This is a genomic window from Roseovarius sp. MBR-6, from assembly GCF_040547525.1.
Taxonomy (GTDB): domain Bacteria; phylum Pseudomonadota; class Alphaproteobacteria; order Rhodobacterales; family Rhodobacteraceae; genus Roseovarius.
In genome coordinates this window covers 1-16,424 of the sequence record NZ_JBEPPW010000031.1, presented here as the reverse complement: position 1 = coordinate 16,424, position 16,424 = coordinate 1, and the positions used below count along the sequence as shown (strand labels likewise).

General features: G+C 65.0%; 19 protein-coding genes, 1 tRNA gene and 2 pseudogenes. 11 read left to right on the top strand and 11 right to left on the bottom strand.

Going from position 1 to position 16,424, the window contains the following annotated elements; translation table 11 throughout:
* Positions 1-24: 24 nt before the first annotated feature.
* Positions 25-849: an HsdM family class I SAM-dependent methyltransferase gene (locus ABIE57_RS19195; RefSeq protein ID WP_354540649.1), complete on the bottom strand. Its 825-nt coding sequence runs from the start codon at positions 847-849 to the stop codon at positions 25-27.
* 30 nt (positions 850-879) lie between these two features.
* Here ABIE57_RS19195 and ABIE57_RS20650 point away from each other — a divergent pair.
* The 4 genes and pseudogenes from ABIE57_RS20650 to ABIE57_RS19180 form a co-directional block, all read left to right on the top strand.
* Positions 880-1,065, top strand: a pseudogene (locus ABIE57_RS20650) (IS21 family transposase); the annotation flags it as partial.
* 94 nt (positions 1,066-1,159) lie between these two features.
* On the top strand, positions 1,160-1,288 hold the full coding sequence (locus ABIE57_RS20645) for a hypothetical protein (RefSeq protein WP_502950143.1): 129 nt from the start codon (positions 1,160-1,162) through the stop codon (positions 1,286-1,288).
* A complete protein-coding gene (locus ABIE57_RS19185) occupies positions 1,285-1,848 on the top strand; it encodes an ATP-binding protein (protein ID WP_354540647.1) in 564 nt (187 codons plus the stop codon). Before ABIE57_RS20645 ends, ABIE57_RS19185 begins: the two co-directional genes overlap by 4 nt.
* 37 nt (positions 1,849-1,885) lie before the next feature.
* Positions 1,886-2,137, top strand: a complete 252-nt coding sequence (locus ABIE57_RS19180) for an ATP-binding protein (protein ID WP_354540646.1) — start codon at positions 1,886-1,888, stop codon at positions 2,135-2,137.
* 129 nt (positions 2,138-2,266) lie between these two features.
* Here ABIE57_RS19180 and ABIE57_RS19175 read toward each other — a convergent pair.
* Together ABIE57_RS19175 and ABIE57_RS19170 are read right to left on the bottom strand one after the other, a co-directional pair.
* Positions 2,267-2,497: pseudogene (locus tag ABIE57_RS19175) on the bottom strand (IS21 family transposase); the annotation flags it as partial.
* A 217-nt stretch (positions 2,498-2,714) separates the two neighbouring features.
* The gene (locus ABIE57_RS19170) at positions 2,715-3,587 is read right to left on the bottom strand and encodes a polysaccharide deacetylase family protein (protein WP_354540645.1); all 873 of its coding nucleotides are present in this window, start codon (positions 3,585-3,587) and stop codon (positions 2,715-2,717) included.
* A gap of 254 nt (positions 3,588-3,841) precedes the next feature.
* Between ABIE57_RS19170 and ABIE57_RS19165 the strand changes: the two genes are divergently transcribed.
* From ABIE57_RS19165 to ABIE57_RS19150, 4 genes are read left to right on the top strand one after another with little or no spacing between them, the layout of a single operon-like run.
* The gene (locus tag ABIE57_RS19165; RefSeq protein WP_354540644.1) at positions 3,842-4,840 is read left to right on the top strand and encodes a TRAP transporter substrate-binding protein; all 999 of its coding nucleotides are present in this window, start codon (positions 3,842-3,844) and stop codon (positions 4,838-4,840) included.
* A gap of 20 nt (positions 4,841-4,860) precedes the next feature.
* Entirely contained in the window at positions 4,861-5,355 is a 495-nt protein-coding gene (locus ABIE57_RS19160) for a TRAP transporter small permease (protein ID WP_354540643.1), read from the top strand.
* A complete protein-coding gene (locus tag ABIE57_RS19155) occupies positions 5,352-6,632 on the top strand; it encodes a TRAP transporter large permease (RefSeq protein ID WP_354540642.1) in 1,281 nt (426 codons plus the stop codon). The genes ABIE57_RS19160 and ABIE57_RS19155 overlap by 4 nt, the downstream gene beginning before the upstream one ends.
* Positions 6,633-6,636: 4 nt before the next feature.
* A complete protein-coding gene (locus ABIE57_RS19150) occupies positions 6,637-7,548 on the top strand; it encodes a LysR family transcriptional regulator (protein WP_354540641.1) in 912 nt (303 codons plus the stop codon).
* Positions 7,549-7,585: 37 nt separating this feature from the next.
* Here ABIE57_RS19150 and ABIE57_RS19145 read toward each other — a convergent pair whose 3' ends face one another.
* The 3 genes from ABIE57_RS19145 to ABIE57_RS19135 all read right to left on the bottom strand — a co-directional run bounded on the left by ABIE57_RS19145 (position 7,586) and on the right by ABIE57_RS19135 (position 8,544).
* The gene (locus ABIE57_RS19145; protein ID WP_354540640.1) at positions 7,586-7,897 is read right to left on the bottom strand and encodes a DUF6538 domain-containing protein; all 312 of its coding nucleotides are present in this window, start codon (positions 7,895-7,897) and stop codon (positions 7,586-7,588) included.
* Positions 7,898-7,972, bottom strand: a tRNA-Gln gene (locus tag ABIE57_RS19140). It lies immediately after the preceding gene.
* Between the two features lie 80 nt (positions 7,973-8,052).
* Complete coding sequence (locus ABIE57_RS19135) at positions 8,053-8,544, bottom strand: SH3 domain-containing protein (protein ID WP_454283809.1); 492 nt, start codon at positions 8,542-8,544, stop codon at positions 8,053-8,055.
* 109 nt (positions 8,545-8,653) lie between these two features.
* Here ABIE57_RS19135 and ABIE57_RS19130 point away from each other — a divergent pair, with 109 nt between their 5' ends.
* The 3 genes from ABIE57_RS19130 to ggt all read left to right on the top strand — a co-directional run bounded on the left by ABIE57_RS19130 (position 8,654) and on the right by ggt (position 12,597).
* Positions 8,654-9,640 carry a 2-hydroxyacid dehydrogenase gene (locus tag ABIE57_RS19130; protein ID WP_354540639.1) on the top strand — a complete coding sequence of 329 codons (987 nt, stop codon included), beginning with the start codon at positions 8,654-8,656 and terminating at the stop codon, positions 9,638-9,640.
* Positions 9,641-9,644: 4 nt separating this feature from the next.
* Positions 9,645-10,745: a THUMP domain-containing class I SAM-dependent RNA methyltransferase gene (locus ABIE57_RS19125; protein WP_354540638.1), complete on the top strand. Its 1,101-nt coding sequence runs from the start codon at positions 9,645-9,647 to the stop codon at positions 10,743-10,745.
* A gap of 82 nt (positions 10,746-10,827) precedes the next feature.
* On the top strand, positions 10,828-12,597 hold the full coding sequence (gene ggt, locus ABIE57_RS19120; RefSeq protein ID WP_354540637.1) for a gamma-glutamyltransferase: 1,770 nt from the start codon (positions 10,828-10,830) through the stop codon (positions 12,595-12,597).
* A gap of 5 nt (positions 12,598-12,602) precedes the next feature.
* Here the strand turns inward: ggt and ABIE57_RS19115 are convergent, their stop codons facing one another.
* The 5 genes from ABIE57_RS19115 to ABIE57_RS19095 all read right to left on the bottom strand — a co-directional run.
* Complete coding sequence (locus ABIE57_RS19115; RefSeq protein WP_354540636.1) at positions 12,603-13,010, bottom strand: helix-hairpin-helix domain-containing protein; 408 nt, start codon at positions 13,008-13,010, stop codon at positions 12,603-12,605.
* A gap of 32 nt (positions 13,011-13,042) precedes the next feature.
* The gene (locus ABIE57_RS19110) at positions 13,043-13,297 is read right to left on the bottom strand and encodes a hypothetical protein (protein WP_354540635.1); all 255 of its coding nucleotides are present in this window, start codon (positions 13,295-13,297) and stop codon (positions 13,043-13,045) included.
* A 63-nt stretch (positions 13,298-13,360) separates the two neighbouring features.
* Complete coding sequence (gene cueR, locus ABIE57_RS19105; RefSeq protein WP_354540634.1) at positions 13,361-13,747, bottom strand: Cu(I)-responsive transcriptional regulator; 387 nt, start codon at positions 13,745-13,747, stop codon at positions 13,361-13,363.
* Positions 13,744-16,200: a heavy metal translocating P-type ATPase gene (locus ABIE57_RS19100; protein WP_354540632.1), complete on the bottom strand. Its 2,457-nt coding sequence runs from the start codon at positions 16,198-16,200 to the stop codon at positions 13,744-13,746. The genes cueR and ABIE57_RS19100 overlap by 4 nt, the downstream gene beginning before the upstream one ends.
* Positions 16,201-16,226: 26 nt before the next feature.
* On the bottom strand, positions 16,227-16,424 hold a 198-nt coding region (locus ABIE57_RS19095; RefSeq protein WP_354540630.1), incomplete at its 5' end, for a hypothetical protein.

The following is a 16,424-nucleotide window of genomic DNA, read 5'->3' as shown; positions in this document are numbered from 1 at the left end:
CCATCAGCGCCAAGCAGCATAACATCAACCAACAGAGCCGGAGCCCTCCAGACCAAAATCACGCCGCCTGTTCCAAATCATTCGACGACGGACAGCATCACGCAGCCAGAAGAGATCAAGGCTCGCCTTGTCACGTGCCAGCAGTTCGTCCCTGTCAAACGCGCGCCAGCGCCCGTCAGGGTTTTCTTCGCTCCAGGTCGGGATGCGTTCATGCCGATTTTCAGATTTGTAGCACGAGACGAAATCTTCGAGGTTCCCATACGTCAACGGTTTCTGCTTCAAAGTGTGATGCACGTTGGTCCGGTAATCGTAGTACCAGACCTTGGCGGTCTGCGGATCAGGGCTGGCGGCGCGGTTGTCGAAGAAGATCACGTTCGCCTTCACGCCCTGCGCATAGAAAATGCCCGTGGGCAGGCGAAGAATGGTGTGCAGATCCGTCGTCTGGAGCAACTTGCGCCGGATGGTCTCTCCCGCGCCTCCCTCGAACAGAACATTGTCGGGCACGACCACGGCGGCCCGGCCGGTTGTCTTCAGCATGGTCCGGATGTGCTGGACGAAATTGAGCTGCTTGTTCGACGTGGTCGCCCAGAAATCCTGGCGATTGTAGGTCAGGTCGTCCGTCTCCTGCTCGCCTTCCGCATTGGTGAAGCTCATGGAACTCTTTTTCCCGAAAGGCGGGTTCGCCAGAACGTAGTCGAAGGTCTCCGACGGCGGCGAGATCAGCGCGTCGGCCGGCGACACCAGCGTATCCCCGGTCATTTCCCCGATCCCGTGCAGGAACATGTTCATCAGGCAAAGCCGCCGCGTCCCGGCGACGATCTCGTTGCCGAAGAAGGTCGCGTGCTTCAGGAACGCCTTCTGGTCCTTGTCCAGCGCAAAGTTGTCCGGGTCAACGCCCGCAACGCAAAACGCATCGACGTGGAGCGCGCCAGTCTCAGGCCTTTGCCCGTTCGGCGCACCACGGATTACGAGGAGGTCACGCTGCGCGTCACGTCCTCGGGCGGATTCACCTTGCGCAAGGTGTTCTACACCGTGCCATCCCGGCTGATCGGGCATCAGCGTCGAACCGCAGGTTCGCCTCCGGCGAAACGACCGGGGCTGCGAGGCAGACCTGGCCGCGCAGATCGAGGAGGATCTTCGCCAGAACCGTCCGCCTGACATGGCGGCCTTGCGCGCGCTCTTCAGCCCGCCGATTGAGGCGCTCCCCAAAGTCGAGGTGCTGATGGCCGACCTGTCATCCTACGACCAGCTGGTCGGCACGGTATCCTATGTGGAGGTGACAGCATGACGTCGCCCGAGACCGACACCGCCCGTCTCACTCTCGCCCTGAACGAATTGCGCCTGCCAGCCATCAAGGCCCTCTGGCCCCGCTTCACCGAGCAGGCCGACAAGGAGGGCTGGCCCGCCGCCCGTCTGCTCAGCACCCTGGTGGAGCACGAGTTGGCCGAACGCGATCGCCGCCGTATCGAGCGACATCTCGCGCAGGCCCGCCTGTTGCCCGGAAAGACGCTCGAGACCTTCGACTTCGCCGCCGTTCCCATGCTGTCCAAGGCCCATGTCAGTGCCATCACCGCTGGTGACAGCTGGATCGAAAAGGGCAGCAATATCCTGCTGTTCGGCCCGCCGGGCGTGGGCAAGTCGCATCTTGGCTCCGCCATCGGGCTCGCCCTTGTCGAGAAAGGCTACCGCGTTCTCTTCAGCCGCACCACCGATCTGGTCCAGAAGCTGCAGCAGGCGCGCCGCGATCTCGTCCTTGAGGCCGCCATCGCGAAGCTCGACAAATTCCACCTCGTTCGTCGGGCAAACTCTCCCCCGGAGAGTTTGCTGATCCGCCTCACTCCTCGATGACATCACCTACGTCACCAAGGATCAGGCCGAGACCAGCGTGCTGTTCGAACTCATCAGCGCGAGATATGAGCGCCGCTCCATGCTGATCACGGCCAACCAGCCCTTCGGCGCGTGGAACACGATCTTCCCCGACCCCGCGATGACGCTGGCCGCCGTCGACAGGCTCGTTCACCATGCCACCATCTTCGAGATGAATGTGGAAAGCTACCGACGCAGAGCGGCCGAAAAGGCAAAGGGACCAGGGCGGCCCGCCCAAAGAGCGACACCGGCCAACGTCAAAGCTGATTGACGCGCCGCGACAATCAAAAACACATACCCCTTGATCGCGACAGAAAACGACGGCATCGTCTCAAGTGTCGCGACCAAGGATTCTCATCCTGATTGACGCGCTCCTCTCATCCAGTTTGTCGCGCTACACCAATTCGCGCTCGCAGCCGCGCTCATGGGCCAGCGCCAGCAGTTCAACGGTTACCTTGCAGGCCATCTTCTCGGGCAGTTGGGCGACCAGCGCCTCGAAGGCGCACCGGTAGGCCGGGCGGGGGAAGAGCTTGTCGCGATAGACGAGGTTCAGCAGTGCCATCGGCTTTCGACGCAGCGCGTGGATGACATGGCGGTAGTTGACCACCTGGGCGTGCCGGCCATCCGGATGGGCCAACGACGCCGGGCTCACTGATAAAACGCAGGTTACTGTAAACGGTGGCCATCAGCGTCACCACTGGCCGCGCGGCTCGCGCTACGCCGGGGGCTCCGCGCGCGGCCTCATACACCATCCGCTGGGACACTGCCCGGCGCGCTCGATCTCGAACAGGGCATCGATGCGTTTTACCGCCTCGAACGCGATCGGAGAGATCTCCCTGCCGCAAGCGTCAAGCGGCCTGTCGGCTGATGCCCTTGCAATGAGCCGCGATCTCGGCGCGGGTTGTCAGCCACAAGGAGTCGTTCTCCTTGCACAGCCTTGCGATTTCGTCGATGGCCCAGGCTGCGGCGGGACGGCCATAACAGTGCCCATGTGCGAATATATCGAGGATGATCGTTTCCGCCGGCTGCGTTCTCAATCCGGTCACGGCATCACGGAACATCTCGACGAACTGCGTCGGGGTGCGGCCGAAGCGCATGGCATGCGGGAGGTCGTTGAATTCGACCGACATCGGGATCGCCAGAATCTCGCCCTGATCGAAGCGCTGGAAATAGGGGCGGTCGCCGTCGAGCGCATCGCCGTGCCACTGATACCCATGGGCTGCGAGCAGGCCTTGGGTCTGGGGCGAGGAGGTCACTCTCGGGCTGATCCAGCCGGTGGGACGCTGCCCGGTCGCGGCCTCGATCGCAGCCGTGCTGCGGATGATCGAGCGCTCTGCGTCATCCGGGGAAAGCGTCGGGAAGATCATGTCCTGCGCCAGACCGTGAGCGACGATATCGTGGCCCCGCACGGCATAGGCTCGGAGTTGTTCGGGAAAGGTCTCGGCCACCAGACCGGAGGTCATCAGCGTGACCGGAACATCGTGGCGCTCGAGGATCGAGACCAGCCTCGGGGTTCCATGGGTGGCGTTGTAACGCCCGTAGCTGTCGGCATTGGGGTCGAAAATACCGTCACCCAGAATGTTGCCCATCGGGCCGACGCCTGACGTCACCCCCGGCGACCACATCTCATAGGCAAGGTTGAATACCACGGCGATCCGGCGGTTCTCGGGCCATAGGAGATCCGCAGCGAGGGGGTGTGTCTCAAACTCGATCTCGGCCATGCATTTCTTTCCTCTTGCGCGGTTTGCCGGAGCAGACCCGACTTCGGGAAAGTTTAAGGGGAAGCCTTGGCTGAGAAAACTTCATTTCCTTCAGAGCATCCTGCAGGGCTTTCAGTTTGCAATATGAATGTTATGCAGGTTGTGATGCGACTTATGCACTATTTGCATCGTTTTGCGCGCGTGTAGGCTCCGGTCAGACCTCCGGGACCAGGGAGAGGCCCAAGCCCGGACGATCATCAAAGGGAGGAACATCGATGACCATGACTTTCGCACGCGGAATGATCGGCGCCTTGCTGACAAGCGTCGCCCTGAGCGGTGCCGCGCAGGCCGCCGAGATCGAGTTGAAGCTCGCGTGGCTGACCGCTGACAGCCCGACCGATCCCTATGCGATCACCGCCCATGCCTTCAAGGACGAGCTGGAGGCGGCACTGCCCGGTCGCGTCGAGGTGCAGCTCTTTCCAAATCGGCAACTGGGCGACGACAAGGAGATCCTGGAAGGCCTGCAATTCGGCACCATCGACATGGGGATCATCACCAACGCCGTGGTCGCCAATCTCGAACCCAGCTATCAACTGGTCGATCTGCCGTTCCTCTTCGGCAGCGCCGGGCAGGCGCATGAGGTGCTTGACGGCGAGGTGGGGCAACACCTGGCCACCAACCTGCGCGCGCATGGTGTCGTTTCTCTGGGGGCGGCCGAGGGCGGGTTTCGCAACATGATCAATAACACCCGGCCCGTGCGCACCCCCGAGGATGTCGAAGGCGTGAAATATCGCACCATGCAGAACCCGGTCTTCATCGAGATGTTCGCGTCGCTTGGCGGCAGCCCGGTGCCGATGGCCTGGGGCGAGGTGTTCACCGCGATGCAGCAAGGCACGGTGGACGGGCTCGAAATCCCGACCTCGGTGGTGAATTCCAACAATTACGCCGATGTCACCAAGTATCTCAGCTTCACCCGCCATACCTATTCGGCGATTCATCTTCTGATGTCCGAGCGCGGCCTGAATCGCCTGCCCGAGGATGTTCAGCAGGCGGTGATGGCGGCAGGCCAGGCGGCGATTGCACGGCAGCGCGAGGCCGTGGCCGCAGCCGAGGCCGACGTGGTAGCGGCGCTGAAAGAGAAGGGCATGGAAATCAACGATATCGACGATGTGGGCGCGTTCCGTGCCAAGGTCGGGCCGGTCTATGAGCGTTTCGCACCGACAATCGGTGAGGATCTGCTTGAGACCGCGCTGCAAGCCGTGTCGTCGGACTGACGGCACCGGGGGAGGCACGCGTGCACAGAATTGCCCTGATCATCGACACCACGAGCCGCGTCATTTCGCGGCTCGTGGCCAATCTCTGCGTCGGTCTGATCTTCGTCATGCTGGGCCTCCTGGTGACACAGGTGCTGATGCGCTATTTCCTCGGCGCGCCGCCAAGCTGGACCGAGGAATTGGCGATCATCCTCTTCGCCTGGCTGGTGCTGCTTTATGCCACCGTCGGATTGCGTGAGGGCTTTCACGTCGCTGTCGAGTCGATCCCGGCGCGGTTTGAGCGGTTGCAGGGATGGGCCGACCGGCTGGTGGCCGCACTCGCGATCCTGTTCGGCTGGGTCACGCTGACCGCCGGGATCGCCTATGTCGGGCGCACGGCGGGGCAGCACACCGCCGCGCTGCAAATTCCCATAGAGGTGCTTTATCTCTGCGTGCCGGTCTGCGGCGCGCTTTTCATCCTGCACGGGCTGGCGCGGCTGGTCACGCCTGCTGACCCCGAGAAGGCAGCCACATGAACACTACTCTGCTTGTCCTGACGCTTGGCCTGCCGCTCATGCTGGTGCTGCGCGTGCCGCTGGCCTTTGCCATCGGCCTGGCCACGATAGGCGCGCTCTGGAGTGCCGATATCGACATGATGATCTTTGCGCAGCGGATGGTCTCGGGCACGCAATCCTTCAGCCTGCTGGCGATCCCGTTCTTCATTCTGGCCGGGGATCTGATGACGGCGGGCGGCATTTCGCGTCGGCTGGTGGGGTTCGCCGACGTGTTGGTGCGGCATCGCACCGGGGGGCTCGGCATGGTGGCGGTTCTGGCTGCGGCCTTCTTCGCGGCGCTCTCGGGCTCTGCGCCGGCAACCACGGCGGCCATCGGCGCGATCATGATCCCCGAAATGGAAAAGCGCGGCTATTCGCGCGCCTTCGCCACGGCGCTCGCGGTCGCGGGCGGGATCATCGGCCCGATGCTGCCGCCCTCGATCCCGATGGTGGTCTGGGGGGTGATGTCCGAAACCTCGATCAGCCAGCTTTTTCTGGCCGGTATCGTGCCGGGCATCCTGCTGGCGCTCGGCCTTATGGCGATATGTTGGCATCACGCGCGCAAGCACGGCATCGCACCGCAACCCAAGGCAAGCCGCGCCGAAGTCTGGGACGCCTTCAACGCGGCGAAATGGGCGCTCTGCGGGCCGGTCATCGTGCTTGGGGGCATCTATGGCGGGATCGTCACGCCGACAGAGGCGGCCATCGTCGCGGCGGTCTTTGCGCTGGTGCTTGGCTTTGGCGTCTATCGGGAACTGACGCTGGACACCATCGTTCCGGTCACGCGCGGATCGCTCAAGACGATGACCATCGTCATGTTCATCATCGCGCTGGCCAATGGCTTTGGCTGGGTCATGGCGTTCGAGCGCATCCCCGGCCAGGTAACACAGGCGATGGAAGGCTTTTCCGATACCCCGACGCTTTATCTCCTTATGGTGAACCTGCTGTTGCTGGTGATCGGCTGCGTGATGGACAATCTCGCCGCGATGATCATCCTTGCGTCTTTTCTCATTCCCATCGGAGAGCAGCTCGGCATGGACCCGGTGCAGTTCGGGGCGATGGTGGCGATCAATTTCACGATCGGCATGGCGACGCCGCCTTTCGGGTATACGCTCTTCGTGGGGGCGGCGATCAGCGGGCTGCGGATCGGGCAGATCGCGCGACCGCTGATGCCGATGCTGGGGGTGATGATCGCGGTGCTTCTGCTGGTGGCTTTCGTGCCTCCGGTGACGCTGTCTTTCGTAAGCCTCATGCGGTGACACCATGGTGAACCTGCGCAACTTCGACCTCAACCTGCTGGTGATCTTCCGCGCCATCATGGCACGCGGGTCCATCGCCGGTGCGGCGGAAGAGATCGGTCTGTCGCCCTCGGCGGTCAGTCATGCGTTGGCCCGCCTGCGCGTCATGCTCAATGATGAGCTGTTCTTTCGCACCGCCGACGGGGTGCGCCCCACCGACCGCGCGCGCGAGCTGAGTGCCGACATCGAACGGGGGCTTGGCTTCATCTCGACGGCGATCTCACTGCAACACCAGTTCCTACCCTTCGAGGCGAAGCGGGTCTTTACCATGCAGGTCGCCGATTATGTCTCGGGCTTTCTTCTGCCGCGGCTGGCCCAGCGGTTGCAGGTCGAGGCACCCGGCGTCTCCATCGACATCCTGCCGTTCTCGATCTCGCCCGAGAGTGTCTGGGACAGAGTGGACATGCAGGTCCGCCTGACGCCGGGGCGACTTCAGCCCGAGATGGTGCGCTCGCAACGTCTGCTGGCAGATGAGATCGTCGTGCTGATGCGACGTGATCATCCGCGCGCGGACGAGCCCATGACGGCGGAGCTTTATGCCGATCTCCCCCATGTGAAGCTGTCGCAATCAGCCACGGGCACGACGGTGATCGACGACGCACTGGCCGCGCGCGGGCTCGAGCGGCACATGGCGATGACCGTGGCAAGCTGGTTCGAGATTCCCGATATCGTCGCCAAGTCCGACCTGATCGCCATCGCGCCGCGACGCCTCTTCTCGCTCGATCCCCGGCTGAACAATCTTCTCGCCGCACCTTTGCCGCTGGAGGAGGTTGTGTTCTCGTTCGATCTTTGCTGGGATCTCCGGACCGAACGCGAGCCGGGGCAGAAATGGCTGCGCAAGATCGTGTCGGATGTTTTCAAGGACATCCGCACTTAGCGATGTGGCTCATCCCTATCCAGACGAAATCACCCGATCAAGCAGCGCGGCCAATCGCGGACAGCAGGTCGGCAGACCGCTTTACCGCTTCGGCCAGGACGTGCGTTCGAAGAGAAACCGACAGAAATGCAGGCGCGCCGAAACCGTGGATTTTTTCGGGCCAGCGCCGCCGGAAGTAGAAGATCCCGTTTCTGCGTACGAGGTAGAGCCCCCACTTTCTGCATGGTTCCCGCGCCTCACACCGCGCGCGATGTGAACCAGTTTGTGAACCACCGCGACGTGGAGACGGGAGGCTGGCCGCTTGATCAACGGCTATCCCATTGTGAAGTATGGATTTTTTTGAGGTCATTGGCTGGGGTGGTAGGATTCGAACCTACGGTACACGGTACCAAAAACCGTTGCCTTACCACTTGGCTACACCCCAGTGTGGAGTGCTCATTACTCCGGGGGCTGGGACGGTTCAAGAGTGATGTGCAAAAAATTCGGTCTCTCTCGACGCGGGGCTCATTTTAAGACTTCGTCCACGCCGACCCCCCAGAGCGCGGCCTTGCGCGCCCAGCCCCGGTGGCCGTCCGCAGACAGCGCGCACCACTCCGGCACGCATTCCGACAGCCGGGCTATCACGCCTGATTCGAGCCGCGCCATCACCATCGTGCCGGGGTCCGGGCGCGCGAAGAGATCGAGCATGTCCTCCTGCACGATCACCGTGCGCACCCCCGACAGAAGCGTGTAATGCACCCAGCCACCTGCGCCGTCGCGGTCCTCGACCCGTCGCCAATGGCCGAATTCGGCGGTGATGCGCAGCGGCATGTCGCGATGCTTGAACACCCAGTCGATCCGGTGCGTCAGGCTTGGACCGCGCCGCACATTGGCCTCCGACGCCTTGAGCGAGACAAAGCGCGGCAGCGGCAGGCCGGTCACCGTTCCGCGCTCTGCGGCCATGGCCACAAAAGGCCAGAGCGCCAGCATGATCAGGGTCAGTCCTGCTCGCCGCATCGTGTCTCTCCGATTTCCGTCCGGGCCCGCAAAGGGTTCTTGTGCCCCGCTCTTTCCTGCGCCACTCTGGCAGCAACGCGCGGAAAAGAAAAGCCAGAGGAGGGGCTTCATGCCGTCTCAACGCCTGAGTGTTGTCGTGACGCGACGCTTGCCAGAGCCGGTGGAACGCCGGATGCAGGAACTTTTCGATGTGCACCTGCCCGAAGATGACCGGCCGATGAGCCGCGAGGCGCTTGCCGCCGCGATGGGGCAGGCCGATGTGCTCGTGCCGGTGATCACCGACCGCATCGACGCAGGGTTGATCGGGCAGGCGGGCGAGCGGCTGCGGCTCATTGCCAATTACGGCGCGGGTGTGGATCATATCGACGTCGAAACGGCGCGCCAGCGTGGCATCCTCGTGTCGAACACGCCGGGTGTGCTGACCGATGACACCGCCGATATGACCATGGCACTTATCCTTGCCGTCACGCGGCGCCTGCCCGAGGGGCTTGCGGTCATGCAGGAGGGGGGGTGGCACGGCTGGTCGCCCACGGCGCTTCTGGGCGGTCGGATCGCTGGTCGGCGGCTGGGGATTCTCGGGATGGGCCGGATCGGGCAGGCCGTGGCACGGCGCGCGGCGGCCTTCGGGATGCAGGTGCATTACCACAATCGCCACCGCTTGCGGCCCGAGATCGAGCAGCCGCTTGGTGCGACATGGTGGGAGAGCCTCGATCAGATGGTGGCGCGGATGGACGTGATCAGCGTGAACTGCCCGCACACGCCCTCGACCTTTCATCTGATGAACGCGCGGCGGTTGAAGCTGATGAAGCCCGATGCGGTGATCGTGAACACGAGCCGTGGCGAGGTGATCGACGAGAACGCGCTGACCCGGATGCTGCGCGCCGGAGAGATCGCCGGCGCGGGGCTCGATGTCTACGAGCGCGGGGCCGAGATCAACCCGCGCCTGCGTGACCTGAAGAACGTGGTGCTCCTGCCGCATATGGGCTCTGCCACGGTCGAGGGGCGGCTTGAGATGGGCGAGAAGGTGATCATCAACATCAAGACCTTTGACGACGGCCACCGTCCGCCCGATCTTGTCGTTCCGGCGATGCTGTAAGCGGGTGTCATTCGAGATTTTCCTTGCCACCGCGCCGGGGCTGGAGGCGGCCCTGGCCGAAGAGGCGCGTGCTCTTGGCTTTGCGCCGGTGTCCGAAGTGCCGGGCGGCGTGACGCTGACGGGCGGCTGGCGTGATGTGTGGCGGGCCAATCTTGCGCTGCGCGGGGCCTCCCGTGTGCTTGCGCGGATCGGGGAATTCCGCGCCTTTCACCTTGCGCAGCTCGACAAGCGGGCGCGCAGGTTCGACTGGGCCGGGGTGCTGCGCGCCGATCTGCCGGTCAAGGTCGAGGTGACGTGTCGGCGCTCGAAAATCTACCATGCAGGTGCCGCGACCGAGCGTATCGGGCGCGCGATTTCCGAGACGCTCGGCGCGCCGGTGTCGGCCGAGGGGGCGATCCGGATTATGGCGCGGATCGAGGATGATCTGGTGTCGCTCAGTGTCGATACCTCGGGCGAGCCGCTGCACCGGCGCGGCCACAAGGAGGCTGTGGGCAAGGCTCCGCTGCGCGAGACGATGGCCGCGCCCTTCTTGTGGCAGTGCGGGTTTGAGGGCGGTGAGCCGGTGCTTGATCCGATGTGCGGCTCTGGCACCTTCCCGATCGAGGCCGCCGAGATCGCGGCGGGGCTGATGCCGGGCCGCGACCGGCGCTTTGCCTTCGAGGATCTGGCGACCTTCGACGCGGAGGCTTGGCAGGCGATGAAAGCGGGCGGCGCGCCGCGAGAGGTTTGCGCGATCTTTCAAGGCTATGACCGCGATGCAGGGGCGGTGCGCATGGCCACGGCCAATGCCGCGCGCGCGGGCGTCAACGACCATACGCGCTTTGCCTGCCAGCCGATTTCGGCGCTCACGCGCCCCGACGGCCCGCCCGGCCTCGTCATGGTCAACCCGCCCTATGGCGCGCGGATCGGCGAGCGCAAGCTGCTTTTCGGCCTTTATGGCAGTCTGGGCGAGGTGCTCCGGCGCGAGATGCGCGGCTGGCGCGTGGGGCTGGTGACCAGCGATGGCGGGCTGGCAAAGGCAACGGGTCTGCCGTTCTTGCCACCGGGGCCGCCTGTGGCGCATGGTGGCCTGAAGGTGACGCTCTGGCGCACGGGGCCGCTCTGAACGGCCGGGTTTCCGGCGGGTGGTAACCGGGCGTTAAGTCGACCGCGACAGGCTGCGGGGCAGGGATTGAAGGAGGCGATGCATGCGCGCGCTGATTCTCGTTCTGGCGTTTCTGGCCGCACCGCTGATGGCGCAACAGGCGGCGGACAGGCTCGCGCCCGAGGGGCGCGGGGCAGGGGGGGTGCTGGTGCCGCCCGCTCTGGCCGATGCGGCGCGCGCCAAGGCTGAGGGGCGACCGGTCGAGGCCGGTCGCTGGATGATCGCCGCGGCGCATCCGCTCGCGGTCGAGGCGGGGGCGCGTGTGCTGCGGGCGGGCGGCACGGCGGCGGATGCGGTCGTGGCGGTGCAGGCCGTGCTGGGTCTGGTCGAGCCGCAAAGCTCCGGTTTGGGCGGGGGCGCGTTCCTGCTCTGGCATGACGCGGCGACGGGCGAGATCACCACGCTTGACGGGCGCGAGACCGCGCCGCTGTCCGCGACGCCCCGGCTTTTCCTCGACGAGACGGGTCAGCCGCTCGCGTTCTTCGAGGCGGTGGTGGGCGGGCGCTCGGTTGGGGTTCCCGGCACGCCCGCGCTTCTGGCCGAGGTGCAGGAGCGGTGGGGGCGCGCCGATTGGGCGTGGCTTTTCGAGGACGCCATCGGGCTGGCGGAGACGGGGTTTCCGGTCAGCCCCCGGCTGGCGGTGCTGGTCGCAGGCGACGCCGCCCGCCTCGCGCGAGACCCCGGGACGCGCGCCTATTTCCTGCCCGAGGGCCGCCCGCTGCAAGCGGGCAGCGTGCTGCGCAATCCCGCCTATGCCGAGACGCTGCGCCTTTTCGCGCGCGAGGGGCCGCGCGTCTTTTATACCGGCGAGATCGGTGCCGATATCGTGGCGCGGGTGCGCGGCGCGGCGGGTAATCCGGGGCTGCTCAGCCGGACCGACCTCGCCATCTATCAGGTGCGCGCGCGCGCACCTTTATGCGTGCCCTATCGCGGGTTCGAGGTCTGCGGCATGGGCCCGCCCTCTTCGGGCGGGGTTGCTGTGGGGCAGATACTGGGCCTGCTGGCCCCTTTTGATCTGGGATCGCTCGGGCCGAAAAGCGCCGAGGCGTGGCGGCTCATCGGGGATGCCACGCGTTTGGCCTTTGCCGACCGGGGACGCTACCTTGCCGATAGCGATTTCGTGCCGGTGCCGGTGACGGGGCTGCTTGCCCCCGACTATTTATCCGCGCGCTCCACCCTCTTGCGGGGCAAGGGCGCACTGCCCGAGGTGGCCGCGGGCACACCCGAATTTGACCATGCGCTGAACTGGGAGGAGGGGCAGGACCTCGCGCAACCCGCGACCTCGCACGTCTCGATCATCGATGCCTATGGCAATGCGCTGGCGATGACGTCGAGTATCGAGAACGGTTTCGGCGCGCGGCTCATGGTGCGCGGGTTCCTTCTCAACAACCAGCTTACCGATTTCTCCTTTGCCAGTCATGCGGACGGCCTGCCGCTCGCCAATGCCGTGGCACCGGGCAAACGGCCGCGCTCCTCGATGGCACCCACGATCCTGCGCCGCGATGGTGTGCCGGTGCTGATCCTGGGCAGTCCGGGGGGCAGCCGGATCATCCCCTATGTGGCCAAGACCATCGTGGCCATGGTCGATTGGGGCCTCGATCCGCAGGCCGCACTCGATCTGGCGCATCTCGTCAACCGGTTCGGGACATATGATCTTGAGGAGAGCGCCTCCCACCTTGCCCCCGATCTGCGCGCCTTGGGCTACGAGGTGGAAATCCGCGACCTGACCTCGGGGCTGCATGTCATCGACATCGGCGTGCGCCTGCGCGGCGGGGCAGATCCGCGCCGCGAGGGGCTCGCCTATGGCGAGTAGCAGGCTCAGCCCTTCTTTGTCTTGCCCTTCTTCTTCTTCGAGGGTTTAGCTTTCCGTGCCTTGCCGGATTTCCCCGACTTGTCTTTGCCGGACTTCTTTTCTTTCGTTTTCGGCTTGGCTGCCTTTTTCTTCGTGCCCTTCGATGTGTCCGCAGCCTTCGATGTCTTGTCCGGACTCTTGGGCTTGGCTGTCTCTGTCTCTATCTCGCGCGCCGCTTGCGCCGGGTCAGCCGCTGCGGCCAATCTTTTCGCTGCGGCAATGAAGGTTTCGGCACGCGCCGGGCTGATGCCGCGGACCTGCGTGATCGTTGCCACATCCGTCTTTGCGAGAGCGGCGGCATCCGCGATGCCGAGCGTGTCCAATCCGCGTCGCAGCGCCGGGCCGATGCCCGGAATGTTTTCCAAGGTGCTCATTTCCGTCTGTCCTATGACCGGGGCCAAATGCATCACGCCTTGCCTGTGCGCTTGGCTTTTTTCTTCTTTGGTTTCTTTTCGGTGGGGTCGGTTGTCTCTGCGTCATGTGCCGATGTGATCCCGTGCTCTTCGGTGAACGCCCGGATGAAGCGGCGGATCTCTCGCGCGGCGCTGGTATCGAGCGCCTCGCAAAGCTCGACAAAGGCATCACGGTCCGCCTTTTGAATGCGGATCACGAATTGGCTGTCCTTGGCTTGCTTTTTTCTGCGATCGTTATCAGGCAACATCAGCCCTCCCGACGCATGAGCATAGGACAGATCAAGGATTTTGTATATACATTGTAATGCAAATTATTCCTTCGCGAGATCGCGCAGGATGGGGCAATCAGGCCGCCTGTCTCCGGCGCATTCCTCGACCAACTCGCGCAAGGTCGCCTGCATCGAGCGCAATTGTGCGATCTTGCTGTCAATCTGCGCCAGATGTTCCTCGGCAAGCGCCTTGACATCGGCGCTGGCACGGCACTGATCCTCGTAAAGTGCAAGAAGCCGTCGGCAATCCTCGATGGAGAAGCCGAGCGCGCGGGCGCGTCCCAGAAAAGCAAGCTTGTGAACGTCCGAGACGCGGAACATACGATAGCCATTGGTATCGCGCAGCGACTTGATAAGGCCGATTTCCTCATAATAGCGGATTGTCTTTGCCGGCAGGCCGGTCTCTCGGGCGACCTCGGAAATGTTCATTGTGCAACCTCCATGACCGGGCGCAGGCGGCGCAGCCTGAGCGCATTGCTGAGCACGAAAACGGACGAAAGCGCCATCGCCCCCGCCGCAAGCACGGGCGAGAGCATCAGCCCCGCCACCGGATAGAGCAGCCCCGCCGCCACCGGGATCAGGGCCGCGTTGTAGGCAAAGGCCCAGAACAGGTTCTGCCGGATGTTGCGCAGGGTGCGGGTCGAGACGTCACGCGCGTTCAGAACGCCGCGCGGATCCCCCGACATGAGCACCACATCGGCCGCCTCGATGGCGACATCGGTGCCGGTGCCCATGGCGATGCCCACTTCGGCCTCTGCGAGGGCAGGGGCATCGTTGATCCCGTCGCCGACAAAGGCCACCGGGCCAAAGCGCGCGCGCAGCGCGGTGACGGCGGCGACCTTGCCCTCGGGCAGGACCTCGGCCTCGACATGGTCGATCCCGAGATCGCGCGCAATAGCGCGGGCGGTGGCGATGCTGTCGCCGGTGACCATGGCGACAGCAAGGCCGCGGGCACGAAGCGCCGCGACGGTGGCGCGGCTGGCCGGTTTGGGCGCATCGGCCACGCCAAGCACGGCGGCGAGCGCGCCATCGAGGGCGATGTAGATCGCGGACTGGCCGTCCCGTGCCAGATCTGCCGCGACAGGGTCGAGCGCGCCGGTGGCCACAGTCTCGCGCGTCATCAGCCGGGGCGCACCGATGGCGACGCGCCGATCGCCGACCGTGGCCAGGATACCGTATCCCGGCACCGCCTCGAAGGCGCTGACCTCGGGCAGGGCAAGGCCGCGCCGCGTGGCTTCGTCGGCGATGGCGCGCGCGATGGGATGTTCGGACTGCGCCTGCGCGGCGGCGGCAAGGGCCAGCACCGCGTCCTCGTCAAAGCCCTGGGCCAGGGCGATCCGTGTGACCTCGGGCCGCCCCTCGGTGAGCGTCCCGGTCTTGTCGAAGGCCACGACGCGCACCTCGTCGAGGCGTTGCAGCGCCTCGCCCTTGCGAAAGAGCACGCCGATCTCGGCGGCGCGCCCGGTGCCCACCATGATCGAGGTGGGTGTCGCCAGCCCCATGGCACAAGGGCAGGCGATGATCAGCACCGACACGCCCGCGACAAGCGCATGGCTGAGCACCGGCGCGGGACCAAAGGCCAGCCACAGGATGACGGCCCCGAGTGCGATGGCGATCACGACAGGCACAAACACCCGCACCACCCGGTCGGCCAGCGCCTGCACCGGCAGTTTCGCACCTTGCGCCTCGGCCACCATCTCGACGATCCGCGCGAGCACCGTGTCACGGCCCACGGCGGTGGCCCGGAACACGAGCGCGCCGCTGCCATTGATCGTGCCGCCGACCACCTTGGTCCCGGCGGTCTTGTCCACCGGCATCGATTCTCCCGTGATCATCGACTCGTCCACATGCGATTGGCCGTCAGTCACCTCGCCGTCGACCGCGATCCGCTCGCCGGGGCGGACATGGATGAGGTCGCCGGGGGCGATGTCCGCGATGGCCACCTCCTGCACCGCACCACCGCGTTCGATGCGCGCCGAGGCCGGTTGCAGCCCCATGAGCCGCTCGATGGCCGCCCCGGTCCGGCCCTTGGCGCGCGCCTCGAGCCAGCGGCCCACGAGGATCAGCGTGACGATGACGGCGGCGGCCTCGAAATAGACCGCGCGCGCGCTGTCGGGCAGAAGCCGGGGCAGAAACAGCGCAACAACCGAGTAGAGCCACGCCGCCGAGGTGCCAAGCGCGACGAGGCTGTTCATGTCGGGCGCGGCCCGCATCAGCGCGGGCAGGCCAAGACGAAAGAACTGCCGCCCCGGCCAGACCAGCACCAGCGTCGTCAGGACGAATTGCACAAGCCACGATGCCTGCATCCCGATGCGCCCATGGATCAGCTCTTGCAGTCCGGGGATGACATGGCCGCCCATTTCCAGAACGAAGACCGGCAGGGTCAGCGCGCCGGCGATCCAGACAAGACGGCGGCTGTGGCTCACCTCTTCGGCACGGCGGCTGGCCTGATCGCCGGTCTGCCTGTCAATGGGCCGGGCCGGGTATCCCGCATCTGCAAGCGCACGGGCAAGGGTCCCGCTGTCGGTGCTGCCTGGCAGATAGCGCACGCGCGCGGTCTGCGTGGCAAGATTGACATTCGCGTCAAGCACCGCAGGCAGCGCCATCAGGGCGGCCTCGGCGCGGGATACGCATGTGGCGCAGGTGAGGCCTTCCAGGTCGAGCGTGACGGTCTCTTCGCGGGCGGGGTAATTGGCCGCTTTCAACGCATCGGCGATGGCGGCGGCGTCCGTGCCATCGACCAGCATGCGCGCCTCACCATTGGCAAAGTTCACGGTGACATCGTGCAGGCCCTCAATCCGCGAGAGCGCGCGCTCGGCCCGCCCGGCACAGCCCGCGCAACTGAGGCCCTGAACGCCAATTCTGATGGTTTGCGTGCGCATCTTGATGCTCCAGAGGTCGTGGTCGATCAACAAATGGGGGTTCCCGTTGCTGGAGGGTCAAGCGCCCCGCAGCGAAAATCTTTGGAAAACCGGGAAAAATCATCGCGGCGGAAGAAATTTCGATTTTTGGGAAAAAACCTCTTGCGACTCTTTGGTGCTGCTCGTAAATACGCCTTCACCAGCGGCGCTGAGGCGGTGTTGGTTGGTTCTGGGGATTGAGGCGC

Coding starts and splice junctions, on each gene's coding strand:
- ABIE57_RS20645 (WP_502950143.1), top strand. CDS start 1,160: ATGGCGGCCTTGCGCGCGCTCTTCAGCCCGCCGATTGAGGCGCTCCCC.
- ABIE57_RS19185 (WP_354540647.1), top strand. CDS start 1,285: ATGACGTCGCCCGAGACCGACACCGCCCGTCTCACTCTCGCCCTGAAC.
- ABIE57_RS19170 (WP_354540645.1), bottom strand. CDS start 3,587: ATGGCCGAGATCGAGTTTGAGACACACCCCCTCGCTGCGGATCTCCTA.
- ABIE57_RS19165 (WP_354540644.1), top strand. CDS start 3,842: ATGACCATGACTTTCGCACGCGGAATGATCGGCGCCTTGCTGACAAGC.
- ABIE57_RS19155 (WP_354540642.1), top strand. CDS start 5,352: ATGAACACTACTCTGCTTGTCCTGACGCTTGGCCTGCCGCTCATGCTG.
- ABIE57_RS19150 (WP_354540641.1), top strand. CDS start 6,637: ATGGTGAACCTGCGCAACTTCGACCTCAACCTGCTGGTGATCTTCCGC.
- ABIE57_RS19145 (WP_354540640.1), bottom strand. CDS start 7,897: ATGACCTCAAAAAAATCCATACTTCACAATGGGATAGCCGTTGATCAA.
- ABIE57_RS19135 (WP_454283809.1), bottom strand. CDS start 8,544: ATGCGGCGAGCAGGACTGACCCTGATCATGCTGGCGCTCTGGCCTTTT.
- ABIE57_RS19130 (WP_354540639.1), top strand. CDS start 8,654: ATGCCGTCTCAACGCCTGAGTGTTGTCGTGACGCGACGCTTGCCAGAG.
- ggt (WP_354540637.1), top strand. CDS start 10,828: ATGCGCGCGCTGATTCTCGTTCTGGCGTTTCTGGCCGCACCGCTGATG.
- ABIE57_RS19115 (WP_354540636.1), bottom strand. CDS start 13,010: ATGAGCACCTTGGAAAACATTCCGGGCATCGGCCCGGCGCTGCGACGC.
- ABIE57_RS19110 (WP_354540635.1), bottom strand. CDS start 13,297: ATGTTGCCTGATAACGATCGCAGAAAAAAGCAAGCCAAGGACAGCCAA.
- cueR (WP_354540634.1), bottom strand. CDS start 13,747: ATGAACATTTCCGAGGTCGCCCGAGAGACCGGCCTGCCGGCAAAGACA.
- ABIE57_RS19100 (WP_354540632.1), bottom strand. CDS start 16,200: ATGCGCACGCAAACCATCAGAATTGGCGTTCAGGGCCTCAGTTGCGCG.